Annotated in this window: 16 protein-coding genes; 5 read left to right on the plus strand and 11 right to left on the minus strand. The window is 68.4% G+C overall.

Features of this window, described 5'->3' with window-relative positions:
- Nucleotides 1-618 (plus strand): hypothetical protein (locus AB0C84_RS18990; protein WP_361067667.1); only part of this gene is annotated, 618 nt, incomplete at its 5' end.
- Between the two features lie 83 nt (nt 619-701).
- Here AB0C84_RS18990 and AB0C84_RS18995 read toward each other — a convergent pair.
- The 6 genes from AB0C84_RS18995 to AB0C84_RS19020 all read right to left on the minus strand — a co-directional run bounded on the left by AB0C84_RS18995 (nt 702) and on the right by AB0C84_RS19020 (nt 8,214).
- Nucleotides 702-1,271 carry a 3'-5' exonuclease gene (locus AB0C84_RS18995; protein ID WP_361067669.1) on the minus strand — a complete coding sequence of 190 codons (570 nt, stop codon included), beginning with the start codon at nt 1,269-1,271 and terminating at the stop codon, nt 702-704.
- A 255-nt stretch (nt 1,272-1,526) separates the two neighbouring features.
- Nucleotides 1,527-2,030 (minus strand): hypothetical protein, encoded by a 504-nt coding sequence (locus AB0C84_RS19000; protein WP_361067672.1) that lies wholly within the window; start codon nt 2,028-2,030, stop codon nt 1,527-1,529.
- Nucleotides 2,031-3,096: 1,066 nt separating this feature from the next.
- Entirely contained in the window at nt 3,097-3,810 is a 714-nt protein-coding gene (locus AB0C84_RS19005; protein ID WP_361067675.1) for a SprT family zinc-dependent metalloprotease, read from the minus strand.
- Between the two features lie 48 nt (nt 3,811-3,858).
- Nucleotides 3,859-7,116 (minus strand): HsdR family type I site-specific deoxyribonuclease, encoded by a 3,258-nt coding sequence (locus tag AB0C84_RS19010; RefSeq protein ID WP_361067678.1) that lies wholly within the window; start codon nt 7,114-7,116, stop codon nt 3,859-3,861.
- Nucleotides 7,117-7,216: 100 nt separating this feature from the next.
- On the minus strand, nt 7,217-7,405 hold the full coding sequence (locus tag AB0C84_RS19015; protein ID WP_361067681.1) for a DUF397 domain-containing protein: 189 nt from the start codon (nt 7,403-7,405) through the stop codon (nt 7,217-7,219).
- A complete protein-coding gene (locus AB0C84_RS19020) occupies nt 7,399-8,214 on the minus strand; it encodes a helix-turn-helix transcriptional regulator (RefSeq protein ID WP_361067684.1) in 816 nt (271 codons plus the stop codon). The genes AB0C84_RS19015 and AB0C84_RS19020 overlap by 7 nt, the downstream gene beginning before the upstream one ends.
- A gap of 103 nt (nt 8,215-8,317) precedes the next feature.
- On the opposite strand from AB0C84_RS19020, the gene AB0C84_RS19025 reads away from it, so the two are divergent.
- The gene (locus AB0C84_RS19025) at nt 8,318-8,734 is read left to right on the plus strand and encodes an ATP-binding protein (protein WP_361067687.1); all 417 of its coding nucleotides are present in this window, start codon (nt 8,318-8,320) and stop codon (nt 8,732-8,734) included.
- A gap of 5 nt (nt 8,735-8,739) precedes the next feature.
- Here AB0C84_RS19025 and AB0C84_RS19030 read toward each other — a convergent pair whose 3' ends face one another.
- Both AB0C84_RS19030 and AB0C84_RS19035 read right to left on the minus strand, forming a co-directional pair.
- A complete protein-coding gene (locus AB0C84_RS19030; protein ID WP_361067690.1) occupies nt 8,740-9,888 on the minus strand; it encodes a restriction endonuclease subunit S in 1,149 nt (382 codons plus the stop codon).
- Complete coding sequence (locus tag AB0C84_RS19035) at nt 9,881-12,325, minus strand: N-6 DNA methylase (RefSeq protein WP_361067693.1); 2,445 nt, start codon at nt 12,323-12,325, stop codon at nt 9,881-9,883. Before AB0C84_RS19035 ends, AB0C84_RS19030 begins: the two co-directional genes overlap by 8 nt.
- 112 nt (nt 12,326-12,437) lie before the next feature.
- On the opposite strand from AB0C84_RS19035, the gene AB0C84_RS19040 reads away from it, so the two are divergent.
- The 3 genes from AB0C84_RS19040 (at nt 12,438) to AB0C84_RS19050 (ending at nt 18,314) form a co-directional block, all read left to right on the plus strand.
- A complete protein-coding gene (locus tag AB0C84_RS19040) occupies nt 12,438-14,534 on the plus strand; it encodes a UvrD-helicase domain-containing protein (RefSeq protein WP_361067696.1) in 2,097 nt (698 codons plus the stop codon).
- Between the two features lie 27 nt (nt 14,535-14,561).
- Entirely contained in the window at nt 14,562-16,364 is a 1,803-nt protein-coding gene (locus AB0C84_RS19045) for an AAA family ATPase (protein WP_361067699.1), read from the plus strand.
- 315 nt (nt 16,365-16,679) lie between these two features.
- Nucleotides 16,680-18,314 (plus strand): ATP-binding cassette domain-containing protein, encoded by a 1,635-nt coding sequence (locus tag AB0C84_RS19050; protein ID WP_361068007.1) that lies wholly within the window; start codon nt 16,680-16,682, stop codon nt 18,312-18,314.
- 45 nt (nt 18,315-18,359) lie between these two features.
- Here AB0C84_RS19050 and AB0C84_RS19055 read toward each other — a convergent pair whose 3' ends face one another.
- From AB0C84_RS19055 to AB0C84_RS19065, 3 genes are read right to left on the minus strand one after another with little or no spacing between them, the layout of a single operon-like run.
- Nucleotides 18,360-19,694, minus strand: coding sequence for an FAD-dependent oxidoreductase (locus AB0C84_RS19055; RefSeq protein WP_361067702.1), 1,335 nt, complete (start codon nt 19,692-19,694; stop codon nt 18,360-18,362).
- A complete protein-coding gene (locus AB0C84_RS19060) occupies nt 19,691-20,365 on the minus strand; it encodes a VC0807 family protein (protein ID WP_361067705.1) in 675 nt (224 codons plus the stop codon). Before AB0C84_RS19060 ends, AB0C84_RS19055 begins: the two co-directional genes overlap by 4 nt.
- Entirely contained in the window at nt 20,362-20,952 is a 591-nt protein-coding gene (locus AB0C84_RS19065) for a TetR/AcrR family transcriptional regulator (RefSeq protein ID WP_361067708.1), read from the minus strand. Before AB0C84_RS19065 ends, AB0C84_RS19060 begins: the two co-directional genes overlap by 4 nt.
- Between the last annotated feature and the right edge of the window lie 254 nt (nt 20,953-21,206).

Below are 21,206 nucleotides of genomic sequence, written 5' to 3' on the forward strand. Positions count from 1 at the left end.
AAGGCCCGGCTCGACGTCCTCAAGACGCAGTACGACACGACCAAGACCGAGGTCGGCGTCCTCACGACCGACTTCAACCAGATGAAGAACGAACAGCACAAGCGGATCGGCTACCGCGACACGCTGGTCTACACCGCCTTCGCGGTGGTCGCCGGTGCGGCCTACGCCATCACGCAGGGAGCCTCCCTGCTCGTTCTGCTGGGTCTCATCCCGGCGGTTCTCTCGCTCGGGTGGATCTACCTGGCGAACGACACCAAGGTGTGCGAGATCGGCCAGTACGTCCGGTTCGAACTCGCGCCGCGCATGAGGCGGCTGCTGTCCGAGGGGGCTCTCCCCTTCGGGTGGGAGTCCTGGCACCGGGCCCTCCCGGGCCGCCGGACCGGCAAGATCGGTCACCTCGCGGTGACGCTGACGATCTTCTGCGCCTTCCCGGCGACCGCGTTCGCGATCGTCGTCGGGAACCTCTCCACCCTTCCCTCCTGGGTCTTCCCGGTGGGGGGAGCGGAAGCAATCGCCATCCTGTGCATCGGGTGGCTGTTCCTCCGCGCGAACCTCCGCCGGAGGACGCCGCAGATCGTCGCCGCGGACACCGGCGACGAGGCACTCGCGTCCGACTGAGGCAGCATCTCAGCAGGAACGCATCCACACCCGAAGGGCCCGGCACACCCGGGCCCTTCGACTTTCCCCGGCATGACTTCCGGTCAGCGCCTCACCTGGGAGACGTCCTCGCTGGAAATGATTCTGAGAACCAGCGCGGCGATGTTCCAGGCATCGTCGGCTCCGCTGTGGTGGCGACCCTCCAGGGGAAGGCCGGCGTGGTTCAGCGCCGCGCTCATTCCCAGCCTCCGCCGGAGACCGAAGCAGTCGGTGAAGGCTTGTTTGGCATTGGTGTGCCGCGAGCTGAACGGATAGGCGACCCGACCGGCCGAACACTGGCGCTCGAACTGCTTGCGGTCGTAGTCGCCCCAACTCGCCCAGGCACGTGACCTCGACCGGTGCTCCTGCTCCAGGAGGGCGCACGCCTCCCGGAACTCGACGCCACCCTCCACTTCGGCCTGGGTCAGCCCGGTCAGCTCGGTACAGAACGCACTGACCTCAGACCGGGCGGGACGGACCAGAACGCGGTGCTTGGCGACCCGGCTCCGCGACTCCACGTCCACGACGCACAGCCCAATCTCGATGATCTCGCTGACCTGCCCAGGCGGCGGCCGCCCGTCCCAGCAGGTCGCCTCCACATCGACGACATTGAGAAACCGTTCAAAGCGCTCCATAGCCAGGCGACGCTATAGCCACCACCCCTGCTTGACGACTTCTTTTAGTCCACCCGGATAGACGCCCTTGGCCGAACAGCAACCGGCCGATCAGCTCGAAGAGCCCACGGAGCGTCCGATCATCGTGACTCCGGCCGTCCCCGCTCGGCACCGCTCGTACTCGCCCTCCGGCGCAGTCCGCGCGCAGCGCCCGGATAGGTGCGGTGGCCAGCCGTGGCCCGTGCTTCTAGGAACGGGCCACGGCAGACCGGCCGATCAGCGAGACGGGCCGGCAGTGGAGTCGCCGGAGACCCGCCGCTTGTTGTCCAACTCGGTAACGTTGCCGCTCTTACGGGCCGTGGCGGGACGCGTCCTGCGTGTGGCCTTCCCGCGGGCGCGGGTGATGTGCATGACCTCGGCCGCGCTGGTGGAGTCACTCCAGCCACGCTCCCTGGCGTAGGCGCGGGCCTCCCGGCGCAACTCGGCGGCCGCCTTGGAGCCTCCGCGCGGCACCCACGAACGGGTAGCGGCCTTGGTGACACGCCGCCGCTGCCTACCCTCGTCGCGAATCCACCGGTATTCGGGACGGTGCCGAAGCCAGGTTCGAACGCTGGGTTGGAGCAGCGCGGCGATGACTCCGACGAGCGCCACCCCGGCGACGTAGCCGGCGACGCGCTGGGCCAATGCCGGCTCATTGGTCACCTCGTACACCGTGACGGCGGCGGCAGCGGGACTGCCGGCCACGAGCGCGACCAGGCCGAGCCCCTGCTTCCGGGTCACCGGCCCCTCGCCTCCTTGCGCCGCGCCACAGTGCGGCAAGGACCGGCACCGGCCATGATCCCCAACAAAGCAGCCGAGTAGGTGTCAACCCGTGCGGCTTTGCCGTACGGTGGAGCCACTATGTGCTCAGCTGGGGGTCGTGCCGAGTCTTTCCCGACATCGACACTCCTCTGACGCATAACAACCACCCCAGTAGGGCCTCTCCTCTAGTGAAACTCGGGACGGGTCTTGCGGGGTGAGGGCCGTCATCCCTACCGCCGGTTGTTGGCGCAGCTCACCGGTAGGTTGACGGCCCTCGGCTTATCCGGGGTCTATCGCAGGTCGCTCCCGGACAAGATCTATAGAAAAGGGCCACGGCCGGGTCCGTCTCTCAATTCCCTTTACAGGGAAGGCCGTGAGCCCTTTCTGAAATGATCAAGTAGTGTCGATTTCCGCGCCTCCTGCCCGCCCGTCTTTCCGAACCGCGTTCCACCTGAACCGCATTCGACTGGACAGGCGCGCAGCGCCGAGCGGCCCAGGCGAGAGCAGCCCGGCAGGTCAGGAAGAGCCGCGCTTCCGCACTGGGCAACGACTCTACTCCTTCGTGACCACGAAGTTGCGCACCCGTCGGGCCTTGCCGTCAATGTCGCCCGTATCACTACTCAGGGTGATTAAACGATCATGTTCCGTAGCTTCGATCACGTGTGCGAACCATACTAAACGGCGCGAGGTACGGCGAGTCGGACTCTTTACACCGACGCGTCAGACGTCAAGCAATAGCTCGTCATCGAGATACTGATGGGTACGATCGCATTCCAGCGTCATATCACTGTCAACTACCACCGGTAGTACAAGGCCCAACAGGAGCAAGAAGCACTTACATTCCTTATGATGTGCTTTACAAAGTATAATTATCACTGATAGTAACGACTCGTGGACTGAACCCTTGCGCGCTGTGTACGCCGACCCCCGGAAGACGAGGCGCCGGCGCGTGTATCGCGCCCTCGCATCCGGGCTGCAAACGAAGCGGCTCGACGCTCCGCCGAAGTGAGTGGTGGGTACCACCGAGAGAGTGAGTGGCCGCCCGCTAAGGGAGCCAGAGGTCGGGACCGAGGTGTTTGAGGCGGGCGCGGCGGGCGGGGTAGTCGGGCATGGCCCGCTCCAGGCGCCGCCAGAACCGCTCGCCATGGTCGTGTTCGTGAAGGTGGGCGACCTCGTGGGCCAGCACGTAGTCGATCAGGTCGGGCGGCAGCTGCATCGTCGCCCAGTGGATGTTGAGACGCCCTTCCTGAGAGCACGACCCCCAGCGGTAGCCCAGCGAACGCACCTTCAACGCGGCCCGAGGGGCCTGCATCCGTTCGGCCCAGGGGTGGAGACGGCTGGGTAGCCAGGCCCGCCCACGCCGCGAATACCAGCCGATGAGCGCGCCGGCCGCATCATCGAGGGCATCCCTCCGCAACTCCAGGCGGCCACGCACCAGCCGGACGGGGGACGGAGCGGTGTCCACGAGCAAGAGCCGGTGGCTGCGTCCCAGGTATGGGAAGCCCTCGCCCGAGACGTACTCGCGCTCCGGTCTGCCCTCCCCCAGTGCCTGACGCTCCGCGAGCTTGCCGTACAGCCAGCGGCGGCGGCTCTTGACGATCCTCACCAGCTCGGCCCGGTCGACGCCGGGCGGCACGACCGCGGTGACGGCCGCGTCGCGCTCGACCGTCAGGCGGACATGGCGGCGCCGCTCGCTCACCCGCACCTGTACGTCGAGATCGCCGACCTTGACGATCTCGACGGCCGCCGAACCGTCCACGGCCCCAGCTTGCCACCGGCCGCCGACGTTCCCGCCACCGGCGCACCGTCACGGGCGCGGGATGTCCTCCCGCCAGTGCCAGATCACGTCGACGATCTGGTCCGCGAGCTCCGGCACAAGGGTGATCTCCATGTCCTCCGCGAAGAGGCACTGCGCGATCTGGGACCGGAAGTCCCTCCGGTCCGTGGGCCTGCGCCAGAAGTCGCGGCGATGCGTCACCCGCACCGCCAGCTCGATCACCTTCGTGACGATGTCGCGCAGCCGCCGGTCGGCGTCCGGCTGGACGACCCCGTCCTTGGCCGTCGCCTCCAGCAGCACCCCGTACAGGGCCCGTTCGGGCGGGGTCAGCGGGTCGTCGTCCTGCTCGGGGCGGTCGGCGCGCAGTTCCGCCACGAGCGCGGCCAGCAGCGCCGCCTGCTGCTCCCAGTCGTCGGCGTAGTCGCGCAGGATCTCTTCGAGCCGTTCGCTGAGCATCCGGTAGCGGCGCGGGTCACGGCCGCGGTTGATCTCGATGTGGTCGCGGACGGCGTGCTCCATCTCGGAGGCGCGGGTCCGCGCGTCCGGCAGTGCCGCGACCTTCTCCTCGAAGTCGTCGGCGGTCAGCGACACCGGGGGCAGCTTCTCCTCGATGCCGAGCGACCGCAGGTGCTCGTCGATGAGCCGGCGCACCTTCGCGCCGTAGGCGGCGGGGTCGAAGTCACCGCCGTCCACGCGGTACCGGCGCCGGGCCCGCATCGCGATCTCCGCGTACAGGGTGGCGTCGGGCAGGTACGGGCTGACGACCGGCTCGGGAAGGATGACGTCGATCGTGCTGAGGTACCGCCTGAGTTCCGCCTCGAACCGGTCGAACCGGGCGCCTTCCTCCAGCGACAGCACGCACTCTTCGAGGGTGGCGCCGGAGGGCACGACGCCCTTCTCGGTGAAGAGCGCCCGCAACCGGCGGCGCATCGGGTCGAGCTTGGCGGCCTCCTCCCGCAGGTCGTACAGGACGCCGTCGACGTCCTCGGCCGCATACGCCTTGAGGGCCTCGGCGAGGTGGTTGGCGACGCCGTAGTAGTCGACGACGTAGCCGCACTTCTTGCCCTCGGCCGGACGGTTGACGCGGGCGACGGCCTGGAGCAGCTCCGCCTCCTTCAGCGACCGGTCGATGTAGAGGACCTGCTCGATCGGCGCGTCGAACCCGGTGAGCAGCATCGACTTCACGATCAGGAAGCCGATCGGCTTGTCGCCCTCACCGAGTTCCTTCGGGAACGGCTTCTTGAACGCCTCGACGCGCTCTTCCTGGCGGCGCTTGTCGGTCCACTCGGCGAAGCGGGCCTCGTCGTCGTCCGTGCCCGGGGAGATGACCGGAACGAAGTCCATGGCGCGCAGCAGATCGAGCTTCCTGTGGGCCTGCACCAGGGCGACCTGCCGCGGGGTCAGCTCGTCCAGCGGGCTGTCGAGCAGGCGGAACGGGATCGTCTCGGCGTCCGCGACCAGCCGGTCCCTGGCCCTGATCAGGGCTTCGCGGTAGCGGATCGTCGCCTCCCGGCTGTTGGCGACGATCTGCGCCTTGAACTCGTTGGGCAGAACCCCGGCGACGTAGTGGCGCAACATGTGCCGGGCCTTGGCCTCGATCAGCTCCTCCGCTTCGAGGACGTCGCCCTTGGTGGCGTAGCGGCGCTGGAGCTCCTCGCGCTCCTGCTCGCTCCGCTCGGCGAACATGTCCTCGAAGACCTCGTCGAGGTCGCGGCCGTCGCGGACGGCGCCCTTCACCGTGTTGCCCTCGTAGAAGATCCGCACGACGGCGCCGTCCGCCTCCGCGTCGGGGAGCAGGTAGCGGTCGATGACGGGTCCGAAGATCTGGCTGGTCCTCTTCCGCTTCCCCATGATGATCGGCGTTCCGGTGAAGCCGATCCGGGCGCAGTTGGGCAGCGCTTCGAGGAGGTTCATGTGCAGGCGCGAGCCGTGCGACCGGTGCGCCTCGTCGATCAGCACGATGACCGACGCGTCGGTGTTCAGCTCGCCGAGCGAGGGCGCCGCCTCGCTCAGCTCCCCGTCGGACTGCCGGGCGGCCACGTCCTGCTGCTTCTGGATCATCACGGCGACGATGCCCGGCCCGTGCTCCCCGAGGAGCCGCTTGGCCTGCCTGACGCTCGTGGCCTCCTGGACCTCCTCGCCGGTCAGCGTCAACGTCTTCGAGAGCTGCCTCTGCAGCTGCGTCCGGTCCGTGATCAGGACGACCTTGGCGTCGGCGAGCTCGTCGATCGACCGCATCCGCCGGACGAGGAACGTCATAGTGAGGCTCTTGCCCGAGCCCTGCGTGTGCCAGATGACGCCGCCGCGCCGGTCCTGCTCCCCGTTCTCCGGTTTCGTCTCGCCCTCCAGGAGGCGGCGAAGGGCGCGTTCGACGGCGCGGTACTGCTGGTAGCGGGGGGCGGCCTTGACCCGGCGGCCGTCGTCGAGCGTCATGAACGTGACGTAGTCGTGGACGATTCCGAGCAGCCGCTCCGGATGCAGCACCACGGCCGCCAGCCGGTTCTGCTCCGTCACGGACCGCTCGTCGCACCCGAGCCCGGCCGCGATCTGCGCGTCCGTCCGGGGGTACGGGTCGCGCCACGGCATGTAGTGCTCGGTCTCGCCCGTGAACGTCCCGAGCCGCGCCCGCTCGCCGCAGGTCGCCACCGTCAGCTGGACGGTGTGGAACAGCTTCCGGTTGCCCTCGGGCGTCCGCGAACGGCCCTGCTCGGCGTACTTGCGGATCTGCTTCACGGCCACGTCGATCGCGTCGCCGCGGCCCGGCTTCTTGCACTCCACGACGACCAGGGGGATGCCGTTCACGAACAGCACCTCGTCGGGGACGATGTACTTGCGTCCCTGCGTGCCGGGGACGTCCACCCTGAACTGGGAGACGACCGCGAAGTCGTTGTGCTGCCAGTTCCGCCAGTCGATGAAGTGGACGCGCTGGTCCCGGCCGCCGTCCCAGTCGTCCAGGCCGGGCACGGTCACACCGGAGAGGAGCAGCTCGGTCGCCTGCTCGTTGGCTTCCAGGAGACCGGTCGCGCCGATCCGCGCCAGCTCGGCCACCGCCTGGGAGACGCGGTCCTCGTTCAGCCACGGTCGCCCGTCCGGCCCGAGGTTGATCTCGCGGATCGCCTTCCGCAGCCGGGCTTCGAGCAGCACCTCGCCGAACGAGCCGCGCCCGGAGGCCGCCGGGTCCGTCGGCGCGAACACCTCGGGCGGCGCACCGGCCAGATGCTCCCAGCCCATATCGCGGAGCTGCCTCAGCAGCGGAGCTTCGACCTGGAGATGTTCGGGCCCGGACACCGGCGTCCCCCGTTCGCGTCAGCGCATCACCGAGATCCCAATCATTCCGCTCCGCGACTCCCCTGTGCCACGAGAATCCCGGCTATGTGGACATTTACCACTACCGGCCAAGCTCCCCGCGCTTCACCCGCTCCAGCAGCCCACCGAAGGCCTCCCGCCCGAACACCAGCCGCTCCCCGTCCGGATCCTTGGAGTCCCGAACCCACACCCGATCACGGCCGTCCGCCAACTCCACACACGCGTCGTCATTGCCGCCGCCGGTGTAGGAACTCTTCCGCCAGTTCAACACGTGTACGTCCTCATGATCCGCTCGATCAGTTCTCTCGAAGCAGCTTTGGCGAGTGCCAGTGCTCCGATCTCATCGAACCGTACCGCCAGTATGTCTGCCTCGTCACCGGCCTCAATGAGACGACCACCGATCTGAGCTCCCGCGTACGCGATCTCTCTGCCATGAACCTTCAAAACCTGGAACGGGCCATCATGTCCGGGGTGCCAGCCCGCGTCACGAGGAACGACACGCAGGCACACGCGTGGCTTCTGAGCGAGCGAGAGAAGGTGTGCAGCCTGCTCGCGCATGACTTCGCGATTACCGACGACGCACTCCAGCACCTCTTGGTCTATGAGTATCCAGAGGTACGGGGGGTTCTCTCGCTCCAGGATCTCCTGGCGCTTCTTCCGCGCCTTGATCTCTGCTTCGACTTCACTCACACGCCCGGCCGCATGGAGCACGGCCTGCGCGTAAGCCTCTGTCTGCGCAAACAGCGGGATGTGCTTGCCATGGAAGACCTTGATGATCTCCGCGGTCATCTCGTATTGGACGTATTGACGAAACCAGTCCGGGTCATGGCCAGCACAGGCAAAGGTGTGGAGCCGCTCGAAGTGCCCCCCGGTGTTCCATGCCTCGTCGAGACGCTTCAAGCACGTGTCGCTAGGCCGGAACCGCCCAGCTTCCCAGTTCGATACGGTCGCCCGGGTCACATTGACGATCAGTGCCACCTGGGCGAGCGAGAGACCGCGTTGACTGCGGTGAAACCACAGGTCAAAGGCCAGCCAGGCCCACAGCGAAGACTTCGGGTCAATGGACTCTCGCACGCTCATCGCTGCCCCAAAGGTGTATTGACCGCCGGACGATGCACATCACGTTAGCGCGCGATCACTCAAAGTGAGGACACAATCCGCGAACTGAGGATGGCGGCCCTCAATGAAAGATCTTGATCTGGTCGTGCCGGCACCCGGCATCCCCGAAGTCCGCCTGACCCTGCTCGCCGTGCCGTCAACGGTCGTACTGGCTCGCGAGCTTGTCCGCTACGCCCTGACGAACTGGGGCTTCGACCGCGAAGTGATCAACGATTCGACGCTCGTCATGAGCGAGATGGTCACCAATGCCGTCGCGGCAGCACACGGCCGGCAGCTCCGCCTCCGCTGCGCCCTCCAGGACGGCACCCCACTCCTGGAGTGCTGGGACCCGTCCCCCGATCTCCCAGCCCCAAGCACCCCAACCCCGATGGCCGAAAGCGGACGCGGCCTAGCAATCATCTCCGCCTACGCAAAGGAAACGGGCACCCGCCCCTCCGCCACCGGCGAAGGAAAGGTCATCTGGGCCCTGATGCCCACCTGACCACCTCAAACCCGAACCCGCCCCGTCAACAAATCCTCCGCGATACCCTTCCTCATGAGTGCACTCTTACTCAAATGCGCATTGCTCATTCCGTGCTGGTCATTCAGGGCGCATGCAACTGCAACTACCTTCTCCTGCCGCTCTAGGGGGAGGACAGGAACGGGCACCTTGCCGATGGCACTCTGAGTAATCAGAGGCTGACCGGTTTGGCTCCGCAACTTCCGCAGGTCACACCAATCTAGATACATAGCCAAGAATTCGGACGACCAATCCGGGCTGATCCACGTGCTCCAAAGAGCGTTGTCGGTCACCCAACATGGCCCTGGACTATGCCGTACAGATCCCACTCCGCCTTCGCCCACCCTACCGATGACGAGAGTCTCCCCTATAGATAGCGCCTTGTCGCCAAATCCCGCCAGCCCACTACTCCCATAGATGGGGATAGTGCCGGCAAGACTCATCCGCGCCTGCCGTTGGGGAAGCCCGCCAGTCAAGGACAAAATTTGCGAACATCGAACGTACTCAGTAGGGGCTTCAAATCCCCTACCGCTCATGAGGTCTCCGATAACGGCCTGACACAACTTCCGATTCTTTAGCATCACATCGTCATGGAAACGTCTTTCTTCGTCGAGCGCGTCGAGGATCTCCGCAATCCGTTGCTGCTCCCTAATCGAAGGCGTGGGAATTTCCGTCGCTACGAGTTGACTCCTTGAGAGTTCAATTTGGCTAGTCGATCCGGTGAAGCATTGCGACTCCAAATGTTGCTGACCCCACGGCGATCGCAACAGGGCATCGAGCCAGGTGGAATTTGCTTTTGACGTATCGACTCGGAGAACTGTCACGTGGCCGTCTACGACAAAGGCACCGCCATGATCGAAGACGCAACTCCGTCCAATAGTTCCGGTGCCGGTGGAGTTGAGGAGCACATCTCCACGCTCAACTCCAAGCATCCTGCTCCGATGACGTCGATCATGCGGCCTAGCCGCGTTCGCATCAAAGCCGCTGTGTTGCACACAGCGTTGCCCAATGGCCAACACCGGACTGTCGTCTACGTAAGTAGGCGCACTGCCACGCGAAATCAGTGTGCAGAGCTCACTGAGCGGGATAACCTCCCATCTAGCCAGATTCGGAATCCGCATCGCCCTGCTACTCATAGCCAAGCTCCCTCAGCATGTCATCGACACGGGCGGCTGCGGCGGCGCGTTGGGCCTCTAGTTCGGGGAGGGTGACGGCGTACTTATCCGTCCAGGTTTTGTAGCGGTCGGCGAGGGCTCGGCGGCGGGTGGCCATGCGGGCGTCCAGGCGGCGGCTGAGGTCGGCCTTGAGGATGCGCATGACGAGGTCCGGCTCGGTCTCGGCATTCTCAATCTGGCGGACGCCTGCCGCGAGCTTGTCGACAAAGGCGGCTTCGAGCTTCTTCACCTTCGCCTTGGCGGCGGTGAGCTGAGCCTTGAGGCGCTTGAGGACGACCGGGTCAATCGGCTCCGCGTCCTCGGCGGCCTCGTCCGGGGTGGCGGTGGCGGCCTTGACCTTGGCGTCGAGTTCGGCGCGGAGGTTCTCGGCCTCCTCAAGTTCTGTGAGGTAGTCGGCGAGAACCAGCGGAACCAACGGGTGATCCTTGGCTTTGCGTTTCTCGGCGGCGCGCCGCTGGGCGTTGAGCACGGCGGCGGAGCCCTCGTCGTCGAAGGCGGTCTGGATGCTGGTCAGCCAGCCCTGCACCACGCCGCTGAACTGGTTGTATGCCAGCGTCCGGATGTCGGCCTGGACTCCGCCCCACCAGGAGGCGACGGCGCCAGCGAGCTGGAAGCGGTCGAGCACTCCCACGGGTTCGAGTTCCGCGACGAAGCTGTCGAGCAGCTCGGCGCGGGTGTCCATGACGCGGCGGGTGCCGGGCAGCTCGCGGAGGCGCTTGGCGTGGCTGTCCCACCACTCGTCGAACGCTTCGCGTAGGCGCTCCTCGGCGGACGCGGTGAGCTCCGGGATGCGGTCCACCACCGACTGCCAACCCTCGGCCGGGAAGTCGTAGTAGTCCTCGTTCCTCGGCGTGAACAGGGTGTGGACATCCACGCCGAAGGCGCGGAAGGCTGCCGCGTGCGCCTCCACCTCCGTCCGGGGGACACCGCCGTGAAGGTGGGCGCGGACGTCCTGCGGCTCGGGGGGCGGGGTGTTGTCGACGTAGCGGCGGATGTTGAGGTTGAAGTCGTTTTCCGCCAGCTCGTCCACGGAGACCACACGGGCGAAGCCGGGGATCTCCATGGTCTCGTCGGCGAGGAACGCCCGATGGGCGGCGACGATCTTCTCCGCGTGCTCGGGGTCGAGATAGTTCTGCGCGCGGCCGGACGTGTATTCGCGGTCGGCGTTGATGAACAGCACCTTGCCCCGGTGTGAAGCGGGCCGAGGCGCCGTCCCGCGAAGGATCAGGATGCAGGCGGGAATGCCGGTCCCATAGAACAGATTCGGGGCGAGGCCGATGACGGCTTCGAGACGGTCGGCCTCGATGACCGCCTTCCGGATCTTGCCTTCCTCGCCGCCCCGGAACAGTACGCCGTGCGGCATGACCGTCGCTCCGACACCGTCGGGACGCAGCACCGCCAGGACGTGCTGGGCGAACATCCAGTCCGCCTTTTTGCCGGTCTCCGGCGCCCAGCCGTATTCGAACCGGTCCTCATGCTTCATCCCGGCTCTCTCGTAGTTCTGAGAGAACGGCGGATTGGTGAGGACGCGGTCGTAGGTGAGGAGCCGTCCGTTCTCCTCGTGCACGGGATTGGCGAGGGTGTCGTCGTTCTCCAGCTCGGCGTTGACGATCCCGTGCAGGATCATGTTCATCTTGGAGATCGCCCAGGTGCCGCCATTGGCCTCCTGCCCGTAAAGCGACAGGTCGCCGGCGTCCTCCCCGTTCTCGGCGACGTACTCCTTCGCCATGATTAGCATTCCACCTGACCCCGCGCAGGGGTCATAGATCCTCATGCCCACGTGCGGGTCGACGAGCCGCGCCATCATGCGGACGACCCCGCGAGGCGTGTAGAACTCTCCGCCCTTCTTACCGGCCGAGTCGGCGAACTCGCCGATGAGGTACTCGTACGCGGCGCCGAGCAGGTCGGGGAACTCGAAGTCGTCGTTGCGGAGCCGGTGCCGGGAGAAGTGCCTCACCAGCTTCTGGAGGTTCTGGTTCGACAGGGTGGTCTTGCCGACCTTGCGGTTGAAGTCGATGTGCCCGACGACACCCTGCAATGCCTCGCCGTTGGCTTCTTCGAGCGCGGCGAGCGCTTTGTTGAGCAGGTCGGCGACGGCCTTCTTGCCCGACTCGTCCACGATGTAGTCCCACCGGGCCGTCTTCGGGACGAAAAAGTCACCGCCGCTGTAGAAGAGCGGGTTGTCGGCCAGCTCCTCGGCCTGCATCCGCGTCCGGCCGGCGGCGAGCTGCTCCTCGATGATCCGTTCCCGGATGGTGTCGAACTGGTCGGAGCACCGCTTCAGGAACAGCATCCCGAAGATGTACTCCTTGAACTCCGAAGCGTCCATCTTGCCGCGCAGGATGTCGGCCGCCCCGAAAAGATGCGCTTCCAGCTGCGGCAATGTCAGCTTCGCCACGGAGGGGCCCCCAACTCGTCATGCGGCTTCGAGAGCGACAAACATACAGTCCCCGCGCGGGGCCCCGCGGGCCTAGCATGAAGATCCCGCATGGTCCGTCGGAGGAGCGTCCGTGCCGCAGCTGGCGATCGCGAAGGAGTTCCTCGCCGAGTTCGCGAACCTGGAGAAGCCCGTCCGGCGGGCCGTCCAGGAGGCGATCGACAAGTTCGCCCACCACACGCAGGCCGGCCTGCACCTGGAGAAGCTGCGCGGCGGCGCCGACCCCCGCATCCGGACGATCCGGATCGACCGGTTCTGGCGCGGCGTCGTCCTCGCGCCGGAGTCCGGTGACATCTACTGCCTGCTGCGGGTGCTGCCCCACGACGACGCGATCGCCTACGCGACGAGCCGCCGGTTCACCGTCAACCAGGTGCTCGGTGTGCTGGAGGTCCGCGACGAGAAGCAGCTCCGGACCATGTCGGAGACGCTGGAGATGGCCGCCGGGGCCACGCGGAGCCCCCGGCTGTTCGACCACGTGAAGGACTCCCAGCTCCGCTGGCTCGGCATCGACGACCAGGTGCTGCCGATCGTCCGGCTACTCGTCCGCGAGGCGCATCTGGACGCGCTCCAGCACCTCCTCCCAGAGCTCCAGTACGACGCGCTCGTGGCCCTCGCGTCCGGGATGAGCCCGGAAGAGGCCTGGGACGAGATCGCCAAGAACCTCGTCGACGCCGAGCGTCCGGAATCGGTCGAGCCGGAGGACCTGCCCGCCGCGATCGAGCGGACACCCGCCCAGGTCGCGCTGGTCGACGGCTCCGAGGAGCTCGCCAAGATCCTGCGGCCGCCTTTCGCACTGTGGCGGATCTTCCTGCACCCGTCCCAGCGGCGCATCGCCTACCGCGACACCTACCCCGGCTCGGTCATGATCACCGGGGGTGCGGGGACCGGGAAGACCGTCACGGCGCTGCACCGGGCGGCGCATCTCGCCCGGCGGTACGACGACGGCCTCCCGATCCTGATGACCACCTACGGCAATCCCCTGAGCGCCGAGTTGGGACGCCAGCTCGACCAGCTCATCGAGGATCCGCGCGAGCGCGAGCGCATCGAGGTCCTCACCACCGACCAGCTCGCGGCGCGGATCTTGCGCGAGCGTCTCGGCCGCTACGGCGAGACGTTGGACGACCGGCCTCTACGCGATTTCGCCGAGAGGCTGCGGCTGCACCCCGACTACTCCGGCGAGTTCCTGGTGGACGAGTGGGAGGGGGTGCTGCTCGCCCAGGACATCACCGACTACCCCGCCTATGAGAGCGCCAAGCGCACCGGGAGAGGCGAGTCGCTCCACCCGTCGAAGCGGCCGGCGGTGTGGGCGGCGATCGAGAAGCTGATCGGAGAGCTTCGCGCCAGGGGCCAGCGTTCGTACCTCCAGACCGCCGACGAGGCCGCAAAGATCCTCCGGGAGACGCGAACGAAGCCCTACCACCACATCATCGTGGACGAGGCGCAGGACCTCCATCCGGCCCAATGGCGGCTGCTGCGCGCGGCGCTCCCGGTCGGCCCGGACGACCTGTTCCTCGTCGGCGACCCGCATCAGCGCATCAGGCAGCACCGCGTGTCGATGCGGGACACCGGCGTCAACATCGTCGGACGGACGCAGCGGCTCACCGTCAGCTACCGCACCACACAGGAGATCCTGGACTGGGCGGTGCGGGTCCTCGGCTTGGCCCCCGCCGACGAACTGGACGGCTGGCCGGACAGCCTGGACGGCTACGAGTCCCCGATGCACGGGCGCCGGCCGATCGTGCGGCGGTTCCGGAGCTGGGCCGAGGAGCGCGAGGCCGCAGTGACGCAGGTCAAGTCATGGCTGGCGGACGGTGTGGAACCAGGGGCGATCGCGGTGGCGGCCCGCGTCAACACCAGGGCGAAGGACGTCAAGGCGAGGCTCGGGTCACTGGGCATCGAGACAGAGGTGCCCGCCGGTCAGGGCCGGCACGTGCGGGTCGGGACGATGCACAGCCTCAAGGGACTCGAATTCCAGTGCGTCGCGGTCGTCGGCGTCGAGGAAGGGCTCGTCCCGCACCCCAAGGCGCTCGTGTCGCCGGAGGTCGACAAGGCGTCACACCGGGAGAGCCTGCAAAGGGAGCGGTGCGTCCTCTATGTCGCCTGTACCCGCGCCCGCGACCGGTTGTACGTGTCCCACTCCGGGCCCCCGAGCCCGTTCCTGCCGCGCTGAACACGCCGATCTGGAGGAGCCCCTTCCATGCGCCCCCAACGCGTCGCCGTGCACAACGTTCGTGGTGCCGTGGACGTGGAAATCCATCTGCGCGCCTTCACCGCCCTCATCGGCCCGAACAACGCGGGGAAGACCACCCTCCTGGACGCCGTCCGGCTCTTCTACGGCGCTCTGGAATGGGACGGCGACCGTGATCGTCCGTGGGACGACGGGAACGACGGCGAGTCCTGGGTCGAGATCGACTTCGAGGTCGGCGCGGACGAGGCCGAGGAGATCATTCAGGAGCCCGAAGAGGCGCAGGTTCTGCGGATCCGCCGGTACCTCACCGACGGCGCGGGCGGCAAGGCGGGGACGTTCTACTTGATGCCGCCTGGCGGGGGCGACCCCGAACCGACCGGGTGGACCACTGCGGACAAGCTCGGCCAGTGCGTCTACGTGCCGACTCTGACGCAGATGAGCGAGCACACTTCGGCGTCCGGCCCCTCATCGCCCCTGCGGGACATCCTGCTCCTGGCGTTCTCCGACCGGTTCTTCGACGGGGCGCTGATGAGTGCCCGAAGAGGTCTGAGCGCGCTGGGGGACGCGCTGGGGGAGGGACTCATCGCCTCTTTGGAGAGCGACCTCGACGACGCTCTGTCCCCCTGGGGCTTGTCAGTCAAGGTGGACGTCGGCGAACTGACCGCCGAACTGATCCTTCGGCACCTGATCGAGCTGCACGTCCAGCAGGGCGGGACCACGCGCCCGCTGGAGACGCAGGGGTCCGGGGTGCAGCGGGCCCTGATCGCCGCGCTGATCCAGGCGGCCGCGAAGATTCGCTCGACGGGCGAGAAGAACGCGTTCCGGTGGATCCTCTTCGAAGAGCCAGAGTCCTTCCTGCATCCCGCGCAGGTCACCCGGCTCGCGCATGACCTGCGCGAGCTGGTCAGGTCGGGCGATGCCGCGGTGACGATCTCGACGCACGACCCGACCATGCTGGCGGCGGCGGAGGCCTCACCGGAAGGGATCGTCCGGGTGCAGCGCCCGGTGCACCAGATCAATGCCGTCTCTCCCACGCCCGTGAAGGTGGAGGCGGCCCTTTCGATGATTCACACTCGCTCGGCGTACGCGCTCGGTTCGCGCTCCTGCTTCAAGCGGCCGCGGCTCACCTCGCCGGAGGAGGAACGGCAGCGGGTCCTGTACGACCTCGACGCCCGGCGCGCGGCCGCGTTCTTCGCCGACCGGGTGATCGTGGTCGAGGGGCCGAGCGATGTGCTGTTCTTCGACTGGCTCGCCAGGCAGGGCCGCCTCACCGGGCTCGGCCCCAACGTCGGTGTGCTGGACGCGTTCGGGAAATTCGAACTGCACCGGGCGTCGAGCACGCTCTCGCTGTTCGGCATCCCCCACGTCGTGCTGTGGGACGAGGACGCCGCCATGCCGACCGATGACGTCAACAAGCTGAGGCAGAGACGGTGCCAGGACGGCGCGGCCCTCGCCGCGCTGGCCGAGTGCTCGCATGACGGGGATTCGGCGTTCGCCGGCGCGGTCCGGCTCACGGGCACGATCGAGCATTGGCTCGGCATCACCGAGGAACGGGACGGCTCCTGGAAGGCAGCCAATATCGGCTCTTCTCTCGCGGCCGCCTTCTCCGGAAGCGGCTCAACGATTCCAAGCCGGGTCGGCGTGCTGCTCAGCTTGCTGGCGGACCTGTTCGACGGTGTGGACATGACGCCCCACCGGTCCGCTCCCGAGTTCGCGGGCGCCCTGATCGAGCGGCAGCTGCCTCGACCGGCTCTGGATCTGACCGCGGCGGTCGCCGCCTTCCCTCGTCAGGAGTGCAGTTGTAGGCCGTGACGATGCGCACCGGCCAGTCCGGTTGCGTGCCGTGGCCCGCACAGCGCGGCTTGGATGGTCGTGCTCGGTGGTCTCGGGTTCTTGATCGTCCAGGGACTTATTCAGTGGAAGCCCCAGGGTGGGGACGGGTAGCGTGAGGGGCATGGCTCTAGGTATCTGGTCGCAGAAGGTTCGGTTCGCCCGCTGACGGCGGCGCCTTCTCCCTTTGTGAATCCGCGTTCGCCGTCCCGGTCCTGCCGGGCGGGCGTCTGATTCTGCCCGGCTCCACTGCGAGCTGCGGAGCACCCCTTGAGCCTCACCCCTTTTCCCGAGAGCATGTCCCTGCCCGTTCCGGCGGGCGGCAATGCCCATATCCGCGTCCAGGACGTCGCGGTCAGCCGCGGGTCGCGGCGGGTCCTGCAGGACGTGTCGGTCACCGTCTCGGCCCGGTCCCGGATCGCCGTCGTCGGCGAGAACGGACGGGGGAAGACGACGCTGCTGCACGTCCTCGCCGGTCTGATCCCGCCCGATGAGGGCACCGTGCACCGCGCCGGCACGATCGGCCTGGCCCGTCAGGAGCTGGCGGCGCGCGACGGTGAGACCGTCGGCACCCTGACGTCCGCGGCGCTGGCCGCCCCGCTCACGGCGCTCGCCGCGCTGGACGAGGCGACCGAGGCCGTGACCGCCGGTGACCCGGCCGCCGACGACCGCTACGCCGCTGCGCTGGAGGCCGCCACCCGGCTCGACGCGTGGGACGCCGAACGGCGCGTCGACGTCGCGCTCGAAGCGCTCGGCGCCTGCACGGACCGCGACCGCCGGCTGGCGACGCTGTCGGTCGGGCAGCGCTACCGGGTGCGGCTGGCGTGCCTGCTCGCCGCCCGGTACGACGTGCTGCTGCTCGACGAGCCGACCAACCACCTCGACGCCGGCGGGCTGGACTTCCTCACGCGGCGGCTGCGCGAACATCAGGGCGGCCTCGCCGTCGTCAGCCACGACCGGGCGCTGCTGCGCGACGTCGCCGACCGGTTCCTCGACCTCGACCCCAGCCGCGACGGCAAGCCGCGGCTGTACGCGGGCGGCTATGACGCCTGGCAGGACGCGCGGCGCGGCGAGCGGTCGCGCTGGGAACAGGACTACGAGGAGCAGCAGGCCGAGCAGCGGCGGCTGCAGGACGCGGTGTCCAAGGCCCGCGACCGGCTGTCCACGGGCTGGCGTCCGGACAAGGGCACCGGCAAGCACCAGCGCCAGTCCCGCGCGCCGGGCGCCGTCCAGGCGCTGAACCGGCGGCAGGACGAACTCCAGGCGCACCGCATCGACGTGCCGGAGCCGCCGCCGACCCTGCGATGGCCCGACCTGGGAATCCGTTCGCGAGTACCGCGACTGCGGGCCCAGGGCGTCACCCTCGCCGGGCGACTGACCGGCCCGATCGACCTCGACCTGGACGGCGGCGACCGGCTGCTCGTCACCGGACCCAACGGTGCCGGGAAATCCACGCTGCTCGCAGTGCTGGCCGGTTCCCTCCAACCCACGGAAGGACGAGTCTGGAGGGCGAACGACACTCGGATCGCCCTGATCACGCAGGAGACCACCGACCACGAGCCCGAACTCACCGCCCGCGAGGTGTACGCCCAGCATGTGGGACGGCTGGTGGCCGGCGGCGTGCTGCGCGACGCCGACATCGTCCCGCTCGGGGCGCTCGGACTTCTGGACTCCGCCGCGACGCACACGCCGACAGCGCGGATGTCGCAGGGCCAGCAGCGGCGCCTCGACCTGGCTCTCGCGCTGGCGGCGCGTCCCGGCCTGATCTTGCTCGACGAACCGACCAACCACCTGTCGTCGGCGCTGGTCGACGAGCTGACCGGCGCGATCCGCGCCACCGGCGCCGCCGTCGTCGTCGCCACCCACGACCGGCAACTGCTGAGGGATCTCGCCGACTGGCCGCGTCTCGAAGTCGGGCCCCTGGACGGCTGAATCCCGCTGGGTGGTCCGGTCAGGCTGCCGGACCACCCGCGGGGGTCAGGTCCAGCGGGTGAGGGCCGCTTCCAGAGGCTCGTAGCCGTCGTCCGCCCAGGCGATGTGACCGTCGGGGCGGACGAGGACCGCGTCCACGTCCAGGTCTCCGCGAGGGTGCGGGACGCCGCCGTGGCGCGCTTCGTTGCCCAGTTCCAGGACAGCGTGCCTGCCGGAGTGCAGGACGGCCGGGTCGAGCCCCGGCATGGTGCGGCCGATGAGCGGATGCCGTCCGGGGAGGTCGTAGCGGATGTCAAGGCCGGAGATCAGCCCGGCCAGGTGGCGGTTGGCCTCGGGGAGCTTCAGGAGGTCGGCCATGATGCCGCGCAGGGCGGCGATGTCCTCGTCAGGGATCAGCAGGACGCCCTGTGCGCGCGTGTTGGCGAGGACGGCCGCCCCGACCGGATGCCGTTCGGCGTGGTAGGTGTCCAGCACCGTGGTGTTGCCGCGCAGGTCGGCGGCCAGTTTCCAGCCGAGGTTGAACGCGTCCTGGAGGCCGAGGTTGAGGCCCTGCCCGCCGGTCGGCGAGTGGACGTGGGCCGCGTCGCCCGCGAACAGCACGCGTCCGTGCCGGTACTGCTCGACCTGCCGCGAGGCGTCGGTGAAGCGCGAGGCCCACCTGATCTCCAGGACGTCGGGGACGGCGCGGCGCACCTCGTCCAGCGTGACGGGCGTCCCACGGTCGGCGGTCTGCTGCTCGGGTCCGGCGATCAGGGCCCTGTACAGGCCGTTCTCCAGCGGCAGGACGTTCGCGACGCCGTTCTCGGGACGGTCGAACGAGGGCAGCCGCCACCGGCCGGGGCGCTCCCGCGTGAGGGTGATGTCGGCGACGATCGCGGACACGCGCCCGTCGCGGCCGGGGAACGGCACGTCCAGCAGCTTGCGGACCGTGCTGCGACCGCCGTCGCACGCGACCAGGTAGCGGGCGCGGAACTCCCGCCCGGCGCGGACGGTGACCCCGTCGCCGTCCTGATCGACCCCGGTCACCTCGTGCCCGCGCAGGACCGGGACGCCCAGCTCGTCGAGGCGTGCTTCGAGGTGCTCCTCGACGCGGGCCTGGGGAATGCCGATCTGCCGTTCGCCCCACGGCCCGTAGTCGAGCGGCAGACCGGCGAAATGTCCGGCGGGGATCGTGTCGACCGCGCGCTTGAGCAGGGGCGCCAGCATGCCGCGCATGTCCAGGATCTGCGCGGAGCGGGGTTGGAGGTTGAGCGCCCTGGACTGCCCGGACCGTTCCGGCTGCCTCTCCAGCACCGCGACGTCCGCCCCGGCCAGCGCCAGTTCGCAGGCCAGCATCAGCCCGGTGGGGCCCGCGCCCGCCACGAGCACGTCGGCGGTCATGCCCGCAGGTCCTTCCGCTTGGTGTAGACGAGGTGGAACGCGAACAGCGGCACGGCGATCACCGGCCAGATGAGGTTGAGCATGAGCGGCGCGGCGTCCAGCGGGAGGACGAAGGCGCCGATCACGTGCAGGACCGCGTTCAGGACCGTGGCCGCGCCCCACACGGCGGTCAGCGTCCGCAGGCCCTGCCGGAACCCGGCGTCGTGGTCCCAGCGGGCCTCCCACTCCCGTAGCCCCTCCGGCCCGACCTTGGTGAGGACGAACGAGCGGAACACCACCATCAGCGCGGGACGCCCGTACACCACCGACGCGAGGAGCCACACCCCGGCCACGCCCACGAGCATCCAGATCCAGGAGTCGCGGACGAGCAGCGTGCGAGGGTTCCCGGTCAGCAGGGACAGGACGACCCCGAACACCATCAGGACCAGTACGAACAGGGCCGAGTAGTCGACCACGCGTCTCCGGACGAACCGGACGATCACCACCAGCACCGGCACGGCCGACGAGGCGACCAGCGCCTGCCACAGGGTCGCGCCCGCCGCGCGCAGCCCGTACAGCACCACCATCGGCAGGACGAGATCGACCGCGATCGGGATCAGCGGGGCCAGCCGCCCGGGGTTCTTCCGCGCGGCCGGGGCACCGGCCGGCCGCGCGGGCGCCGCGGGACTCACGACTCCCCCGCGCGGGTCGCCCGGTCGAACAGCTCCACGAGCTCGCGGGCGTACGCGGCGTGGTCCACGTCGGGCATCGTGGCGACGGCGTCGATCGCGGCGCGCAGGCTGACGGCCATCACGTGCGGATCGAACGCGCGGAACTCGCCTTCGGCCTGGCCCGCCCGGAAGAACTCCTGCGCCATCGCCGCGGGGGTGTCCGAGAACGCGACGCCCTCGCCCCCGCGCGTCCCCCCGATGATCTCGACGAGCGCGCGGATGTGCGCGGGGCGGTCGCGCATGAACGCCAGGTTCGCCTCGATGTAGGCGGCCAGGGTGTCGCGGCGGGTGGCGGCCGCGTCCAGCCGCGGCCGCATGAACGCGGCCGCGTCGCCCAGCGCCGTGTCGACCACGGCCTGGATCAGCTCGCTCTTGCCCTTGAAGTGGTACGAGATCAGCCGGGTGCTGCTCAGCCCGGCGTGCTCGGCGATCCGTCCGAACGAGGCCTGGCCGTAGCCCGCCTCGGCGATGACCTCGATGGCCGCGGCCACGATCTGCGCTCGCCGCGCGACGGCGGCCGGGGAACGCGCCCCTTCACTTACTTGCATGAGTAAGAGATTACTCAGCCAAGTAATTCTGTCAACGGGCGCGGATGCGGACCGAACGCGCGAGGTGCCTGCCCCGGCCGAGGTCTGCAGGGCGCAGCACCGGCGTGACCTGGGCACTCTTGCGAAGAGACTTGGTCGCGTCACCGGCCCGGACAGCACGCAAGAACCCGACGACGAGGTCGCTCACCTCGACACGCAAGAAGGGAGGGCAACACTCGTGCGACGACGCGGCTCATCTACGGCGGGGACTCCAC

It is taken from the genome of Actinomadura sp. NPDC048955, assembly GCF_040649435.1.
Lineage (GTDB): Bacteria > Actinomycetota > Actinomycetes > Streptosporangiales > Streptosporangiaceae > Spirillospora > Spirillospora luteofluorescens.

Bases quoted from the DNA above. Each gene is read 5' to 3' on its own strand.
- AB0C84_RS18995 (WP_361067669.1), bottom strand. From the start codon at position 1,271: ATGGAGCGCTTTGAACGGTTTCTCAATGTCGTCGATGTGGAGGCGACC.
- AB0C84_RS19020 (WP_361067684.1), bottom strand. From the start codon at position 8,214: ATGAGCGTGCGAGAGTCCATTGACCCGAAGTCTTCGCTGTGGGCCTGG.
- AB0C84_RS19025 (WP_361067687.1), top strand. From the start codon at position 8,318: ATGAAAGATCTTGATCTGGTCGTGCCGGCACCCGGCATCCCCGAAGTC.
- AB0C84_RS19030 (WP_361067690.1), bottom strand. From the start codon at position 9,888: ATGAGTAGCAGGGCGATGCGGATTCCGAATCTGGCTAGATGGGAGGTT.
- AB0C84_RS19045 (WP_361067699.1), top strand. From the start codon at position 14,562: ATGCGCCCCCAACGCGTCGCCGTGCACAACGTTCGTGGTGCCGTGGAC.
- AB0C84_RS19050 (WP_361068007.1), top strand. From the start codon at position 16,680: ATGTCCCTGCCCGTTCCGGCGGGCGGCAATGCCCATATCCGCGTCCAG.
- AB0C84_RS19055 (WP_361067702.1), bottom strand. From the start codon at position 19,694: ATGACCGCCGACGTGCTCGTGGCGGGCGCGGGCCCCACCGGGCTGATG.
- AB0C84_RS19065 (WP_361067708.1), bottom strand. From the start codon at position 20,952: ATGCAAGTAAGTGAAGGGGCGCGTTCCCCGGCCGCCGTCGCGCGGCGA.